At 72.7% G+C, this 6,241-nt stretch carries 6 protein-coding genes; 1 reads left to right on the forward strand and 5 read right to left on the reverse strand.

Annotated elements, in window-relative coordinates; genetic code table 11:
- Positions 1-1,422, forward strand: a 1,422-nt coding sequence (locus AC1MIR_RS20205) for a solute carrier family 23 protein (protein ID WP_480029980.1), incomplete at its 5' end; no start/stop codon positions are given.
- An 85-nt stretch (positions 1,423-1,507) separates the two neighbouring features.
- Here the strand turns inward: AC1MIR_RS20205 and AC1MIR_RS20210 are convergent.
- From AC1MIR_RS20210 to AC1MIR_RS20230, 5 genes are all read right to left on the reverse strand, one after another.
- Positions 1,508-2,479 carry a tripartite tricarboxylate transporter substrate binding protein gene (locus AC1MIR_RS20210; RefSeq protein ID WP_480029981.1) on the reverse strand — a complete coding sequence of 324 codons (972 nt, stop codon included), beginning with the start codon at positions 2,477-2,479 and terminating at the stop codon, positions 1,508-1,510.
- A 19-nt stretch (positions 2,480-2,498) separates the two neighbouring features.
- Positions 2,499-3,671 carry a mandelate racemase/muconate lactonizing enzyme family protein gene (locus AC1MIR_RS20215; RefSeq protein ID WP_480029982.1) on the reverse strand — a complete coding sequence of 391 codons (1,173 nt, stop codon included), beginning with the start codon at positions 3,669-3,671 and terminating at the stop codon, positions 2,499-2,501.
- Positions 3,668-4,462 (reverse strand): SDR family NAD(P)-dependent oxidoreductase, encoded by a 795-nt coding sequence (locus AC1MIR_RS20220; protein ID WP_480029983.1) that lies wholly within the window; start codon positions 4,460-4,462, stop codon positions 3,668-3,670. The genes AC1MIR_RS20215 and AC1MIR_RS20220 overlap by 4 nt, the downstream gene beginning before the upstream one ends.
- Positions 4,459-5,298, reverse strand: coding sequence for a carbohydrate ABC transporter permease (locus AC1MIR_RS20225; RefSeq protein WP_480029984.1), 840 nt, complete (start codon positions 5,296-5,298; stop codon positions 4,459-4,461). Before AC1MIR_RS20225 ends, AC1MIR_RS20220 begins: the two co-directional genes overlap by 4 nt.
- Positions 5,299-5,302: 4 nt before the next feature.
- The coding region (locus AC1MIR_RS20230; protein WP_480029985.1) for a carbohydrate ABC transporter permease at positions 5,303-6,241 on the reverse strand (939 nt) is incomplete at its 5' end.

Here is a 6,241-nt window from a genome sequence, read left to right on the forward strand (position 1 = left end):
GGGGGGGGGGTTGGGGGGGGGGGGGGGGCGGGGGGGGGGGGGGGGGGGGGGGGGGCGGGGTGGGGGCGGCGGGCGGGCCGCGCCGCCGCGCTGCTGAGCTTCGCGATGCGCCGGCTCCGCGTGCTCATCCCGAACGAGGTGGCCGGCGTCGTCGTCATGCTGATCGGCGTGTCGCTGATCCTGTTGGGGACGCAGATCCTGGGCCTGCAGTCGGGCCGCACGGAGCCCGGGCCGCTCGCGGTGGTCGTGCTGCTGGCGAGCATCGCGGCGATGGTGCTGGTGGCGCTGAGCGGCACGAAGCTGGCGCGGCTCGCGGTGCTGGTGGGCGCGGCCTTCGGCGTCGCGCTCGCGATCGCGCTCGGCGAGGTGCCGGACAACGCCGTGGCGGTGATCGCGGCAAGCCCCTGGATCGCGCTGCCGCAGCCCTGGCTGCCGGATTTCGGCGACATGCGGCCGGCGCCGCTCGCCGCCTTCCTGCTGGCGCTGGTCGCCGCGAAAGCCTCCGCGGCGGGCGGTTTCCTGATGATCCAGCGCGCGGCGGATGCGGGCTGGACGCGGCCCGACCCGCCGGCCGTGCAGCGCGGCCTGCTGGCAAACGGCCTGGCCGTCATCGCAGCCGGCGCGATCGGCGCCGCGGCACCCGGGCCCGCCACGGCCGCGGCCGGTCTTTCGGTCGCGACCGGCACGCTCGCGCGCCGGATCGTCTGGATCGGCACGGCGATCCTGCTGCTCGTCGCCTTCTGCCCGAAGATCGTGGCGCTGTTCGTGATGGCGCCGGCGGCGGTGAAGGCGGCGACGCTGATCTACGTCTCCGGCTTCATCATCGTGCAGGGCGCGCAGCTCGCCACGGTGCGGCTGCTGGACACGCGGCGCGCGATGGTGGTCGCGCTCGGCATGGGGGCGGGCGTCACGGCGGCGGTGGCGCCGGCGGCCTTCGCGGCGCATGTCCCCGCGCTCGCCTCGCCGCTGGCGCTCGGCGCGATGATCGCCTTCCTCGCGAACCTCGCGACGATGCCGCTGGTGACGCAGCGTGCCGAGCTTCGGCTGGCGCCGGCTTCCGAATCGGCGGGGCGCGAGGCCAGCGAATGGGCGGCGGCCACCGCGCGGGCCTGGGGCCTGCGGCCGCAGGCGGAACGGCAGATGGAGCGCGCCCTGGTCGAGCTCATCGAGGTGCTGGCCGCGCGCGGCGTGGCCGAGGCGACGCTCGGCGCCCGGCGCGGCGAGGACCGGGTGGAGCTGCTGCTGGGCTGGGAGGGGCGGCCGCTGCCCGAACCCTCGGCGCGCCCCGAGGCCGAGGACCTGCTCGGCGACGAGACCGCGCGCGACGCCTTCGCCGTCTGGCTCGCCACGCGCGAGGCGCTGGTGTTCAGCCAGCGCGCCGCGCCCGATCGCGTCGAGGCGCGGCTGGTGCTGGAGGATTGATGCCGGATCGCGCGGATCGTGACCGATCCGCCCTCACACGCCGGCGCTCCGCTTGGCTTCGCGCCGCTGGGCGCGGCGCGGGCGCTCAGCCCGCCTTGATCCCGAGCTCCTGCACCAGCGCGATGTAGCGCGCCTGCTCGCTGCGCATGAAGGCCACAAGCTCCTCCGGCGTGCCGGGGGAGGGCTCGGCGCCCAGCACGGCCAGCTTCTCGCGCACCTCGGCGCTGGTCAGGATGTCGCGCGCGGCGGCGTTCAGCGCGGCGATGGCGGCGGGCGGCGTGCCGGCGGGCGCGAGCAGGCAGCCCCAGGATGTCGCGCCATAGCCCGGGAAACCCTGCTCGGCCACGGTCGGCAGGTCGGGCAGCAGGCGCGAGCGCGTCGGGCCGGCGAGCGCGAGCAGTCGCAGCGTGCCGGCCTGCACATGCGGCGCGGCGGAGGCATAGGCGTCGAACATCATCTGCGTGCGGCCGGCCAGCAGGTCGGCATGCGCGGCGGTCGAGCCGCGATAGGGCACGTGCTCCATCTCGACGCCCGCGCGCTTCAGCAGGTCGGCGGCGAAGATGTGCGGGTTCGATCCGTTGCCGGAGGAGGCGAAGGCCGCGCGGCCGTTCTGCGCGCGCGCCCAGGCCATCAGCTCCTGCACGTTGCGCGCGGGGTTCGTGGCGGGCACGACGAGCACGAGCTGCACATGCGCCGTCAGCGTGATCGGCGCGAAATCGGCGATGGGATCGAAGGGCAGGTTCGGGAACAGCGCCTTGTTCACCACATGCGAGGAGGCGACGAGCGCGATGGTCGTGCCATCGGCCGGCGCCTTGGCCACCGCCTCGGTGCCGATGATGCCGGAGGCGCCGGCGCGGTTCTCCACCACGCCGGACTGGCCGAAGGGGCCGCGCAGCCGCTCCGCGATCAGCCGCGCGGTGATGTCGGATGCGCCGCCCGCGGTATAGGGCACGATGACGCGCACCGGGCGATCCGGCCGCCAGGACTGCGCCCGCGCCGCGGCGGGCAGGGTGAGCGCGGCCGCGGTGAAGGCGCGGCGGGTGATGCGTGCGGTCATGGTGTTTCCTCCCTTGCTGTCAGTAGGCGGGCTTGACCGGGAACCAGCCCGGCCGGCGGTCGTCGAGATAGGCGCCCTCGATGCGGGTGACGGCGTGGCGCTCCACCGCCGCCTCATCCACCGTCACGCCGAGGCCGGGTCCGGTCGGCACGGCGAAGCAGCCCTCCTGCAGGTCGAAGCTCTCGCGCACGATGTCGCCGGCGAGATGCGCATGCTCGGTGTCGAGCGCGATCGTCATGTTCGGGATGGCGGCGGCGAGATGCAGATAGGCCGCCTGCGACAGGCCGAGCTCCGCGCCGGAATGCAGCGTGACCGGAATGCCCACGCCTTCGCAGATCGCGGCCTGCTTGATCACCGGCCAGAGCCCGCCAGCCTCATGCGGGTCGAGCAGCACCACGTCGGCCGCTTCCGCGCGGACGATGTTGGCGATGTCCGACAGCGTGTAGGCGCTTTCGTCCAGCGCGATCGGCACCGGCTGCGACTGGCGCAGCAGCGCATGGCCGGCGATGTCGTCGAGCTCGAGCGGCTGCTCGATGTATTGCAGGTCGAAGGGGCGCAGCTTCTCCAGCATGCGTTTCGCGGTGCCGGGGGTCCAGGCGCCGTTAACGTCGGCGCGCAGCATCAGGTCGGGGCCGATCACCTCCCGCACGGCGCGCACCAGCGCGATGTCGGTCGCTTCCGACATGCCGACCTTCACCTTGAAGCTGCGATGGCCGCGCGCGAGATAGGCGCGCGCCGCTTCCGCCGCCGCCATCGGCTCGCCTTCCAGGATGTAGGCCGCCATCTCCGCGCGGTCGCGCCAGAGCCCGCCCCAGAGGCGGTGCAGCGGCTGGCCGCAGGCACGGCCGAAGGCGTCCCACATCGCCATCTCGACGGCGCAGATCGCCATCACCGCGGCGCGCTTGTGGTGGTAGTAGCCGGCGCCGAGCACGTGGCGATGCAGCGATTCCGCCTGGTCCACGGTCTTGGTCAGCGCGATCGGCAGCACGATGCGTTCGAGAACGGCGGGGATCGCATCCAGCAGGCAGATCGTCTCGCCCCAGCCGACCGTGCCGTTCGCGGTCTCCAGCTGCACCACCAGGCGCGTCGCGCCGCTGCGGCGGCCGGAGGCCCATTCCATGTCGGAATGGAACGGCATGCGCAGCATCCAGTGCTTTGCCGAGATGATGCGGAGCGGGTCGGTGCTGCTCATGCGAATCCCAGGGGTGGGCGCCCGGTCCAGGCGCGGATGCGCGGGCTGACCACGGCGGCGGCCATCTGCGCGGTGAGGCCGCCATCCACCGGCAGGTCCACACCGGTGATGAAGCCGGCGGCATCGGAGGCGAGGAACAGCGCCGCTTCGGCGACATCCTCCGGCCGGCCGAGACGGCCGAGCGGATAGGCTTCCTCGGTCAGTCGTACATCCTCCGGCTGCAGCTTCGCCGCGAAGGCCTCCGTCACGATCAGCCCGGGCGAGAGCGCGTTCACGCGGATGCCGAGCGGCCCGCATTCCACCGCCAGCTGCCGCGTCATCGCATGGATGCCGCCCTTCGCCGCGGCATAGGCGGCGACGCAGGGCTGGCCCTGCATGGCGTTGACCGAGGCCATGTTGACGATGGCGCCGCCCCCGCGCGCACGCATCGCGCGCACCGCCTCGCGCGAGAGGCGGAAGGCGCTGCGCAGGCAGATGGCCAGCGTCGCGTCCCAATCCTCGTCGGAGGTGTCCAGCAGCGGGCGCACCGTGGTGACGCCGGCGTTGTTCACCAGCACGTCCGGCCCGCCCTGCGCGACCGCGGGCGCCAGGATGCGCGCGGGCGCGTCCTCGTCGGCGACATCGGCGAAGACTTCTTGCGCGCCAGTCTCCGCGGCGATGCGCGCCAGGCCCTCGGCGTCGCGGTCGGCAAGGACCAGCCGCGCGCCGACTTGCGAAAAACGCAGCGCGATGGCGCGGCCGATGCCCGCGGCTGCGCCCGTGACGACGCAGAGCTTGCCTTCCAGCCTCATCCCTTCACCGCCCCCGCCGTCAGCCCCTGCACGAACCAGCGCTGCACCAGCGCGAAGGCGATCACCACCGGCAGCGAGGCGACCAGCGAGGCCGCCATGGCCGCCCCCCAGTCCTGCCGCATCTCGCCGAGCTGCGACATCAGCAGCCCCGGTCCGACCGTGCGCAGTTCCGGCGAGGTGACGAGCGTCATCGCGTAGAGCAGGTCGTTCCAGGCCCACATGAAGGAATAGAGGCCGACGGTGACGAGGCCCGGCACGGAGACCGGCAGCACCACGCGCAGCAGGATGCCGAGCTCCGACGCGCCGTCGATGCGCGCGGCTTCCATCAGATCCTCCGGCAGGCGCACGAAGTAGGAGAAGAGCATGTAGGTGCCGGTCGGCAGCGCGAAGACGATGTAGGCGATGGTGAGCCCAAGCCGCGTATCCAGCAGCCCCGCGGCCTGCAGCAGCGGATAGAGCGAGATCAGCAGCACCGCAAAGGGGAACATCTGCGCCGAGATCATCAGCGCCATCAGCGGCTTGCGCCCGCGATAGCGGAAGCGCGCGAAGGAATGCGCGGCGAGCGTCGCCAGCACCGTGGTCAGCAGCGCCGCCCCGCCCGCGGTCAGCAGCGAGTTGGTGAGCCACAGCGGCAGGTCGCCTTGCCCCAGCACGCCCCGAAAGTTGTCGAGCGTCGGCGCGGCCGGCAGCAGGGTCGGAAAACGAACAAAAATCTCGGCGGTCGGCTTGAAGGCGGTGGAGACCATCCAGAAGACCGGGAAGCCGAGGAAGGCCGCCAGCACGACGAAAGTGCCTGCGAAGACCCAGCGCGCGGAGCGGGAGGCGAAGTCGATCATCGCCTCATGCTTCCCGCATCACGCCGCGCAGCCGTAGGAAGGCCGGCCCGACGATGGTGAGGAACCACACCACGCCGACCGCCGCCGCAAGGCCGAGGTTCCACGCCTGGAAGGCCTGGCGCTGCACCTCGACCGACATCACCGTGGTCGCGCGCACCGGGCCGCCGCCGGTCATGGCGTAGATCACGTCGAACTGCTGCAAATTGCCGAGCGCGCCGAGCACCAGCAGCACCGCGATGGTCGAGCGCAGATGCGGCCATGCGACATGGCGGAAGACATGCCAGTTGCCCGCGCCGTCGATCCGCGCCGCCTCCACCTGCTCGCGCGGCAGGGATTGCAGCCCGGCCAGCAGGAAGGCGGAGAAGAGCGGGATGGAGAGCCAGGTCTTCGCCGCCACCACGCCCGCCATCGCGCCGGTGGAGGTGGCGAGCCAGGCGATGGGCTCGTCCAGCACGCCGAAGGTCAGCAGCACCGCGTTGAGCAGCCCGTATTGCCCGTTCAGCAGCCAGGCCCAGAGGAAGGCGACGACGGTGGAGGGCAGCACCCAGGGCAGCAGCGACAGCGCGCGCACCAGCGTGCGGCCCCGAAAACGCTCGTTCAGCACCAGCGCCCAGGCGAGGCCGAGCGCGAAGGTCGCGGCCGTCGCCAGCACCACGAAGACGACGGTGACGATCCAGGTGCCGAGGATCGTCCCGTCCTCCCACAATTGCACGAAATTGCCAAAGCCGATGAAGACCGGCTCGGTCGTCATCAGCGTGTCTTCGTAGAAGGCGCGGCGCAGCGAATCGACGAAGGGAAACAGGATCACCGCGCAGAACACCGCCATCGCCGGCAGCACAAGCAGCAGGCCGGTGCGCGCCTGCGCCCGGGCCAGCCCGCCCGGGCGCGGCGCGCCCCCCGCCGCCGGCCGGGCCGAGGGCCGGCAGAATCCACACGGAAGCCC

This window comes from Falsiroseomonas sp. RANM36 (genome assembly GCF_056682175.1).

Bases quoted from the DNA above. Each gene is read 5' to 3' on its own strand.
- AC1MIR_RS20210 (WP_480029981.1), bottom strand. From the start codon at position 2,479: ATGACCGCACGCATCACCCGCCGCGCCTTCACCGCGGCCGCGCTCACC.
- AC1MIR_RS20225 (WP_480029984.1), bottom strand. From the start codon at position 5,298: ATGATCGACTTCGCCTCCCGCTCCGCGCGCTGGGTCTTCGCAGGCACT.
- AC1MIR_RS20220 (WP_480029983.1), bottom strand. From the start codon at position 4,462: ATGAGGCTGGAAGGCAAGCTCTGCGTCGTCACGGGCGCAGCCGCGGGC.
- AC1MIR_RS20215 (WP_480029982.1), bottom strand. From the start codon at position 3,671: ATGAGCAGCACCGACCCGCTCCGCATCATCTCGGCAAAGCACTGGATG.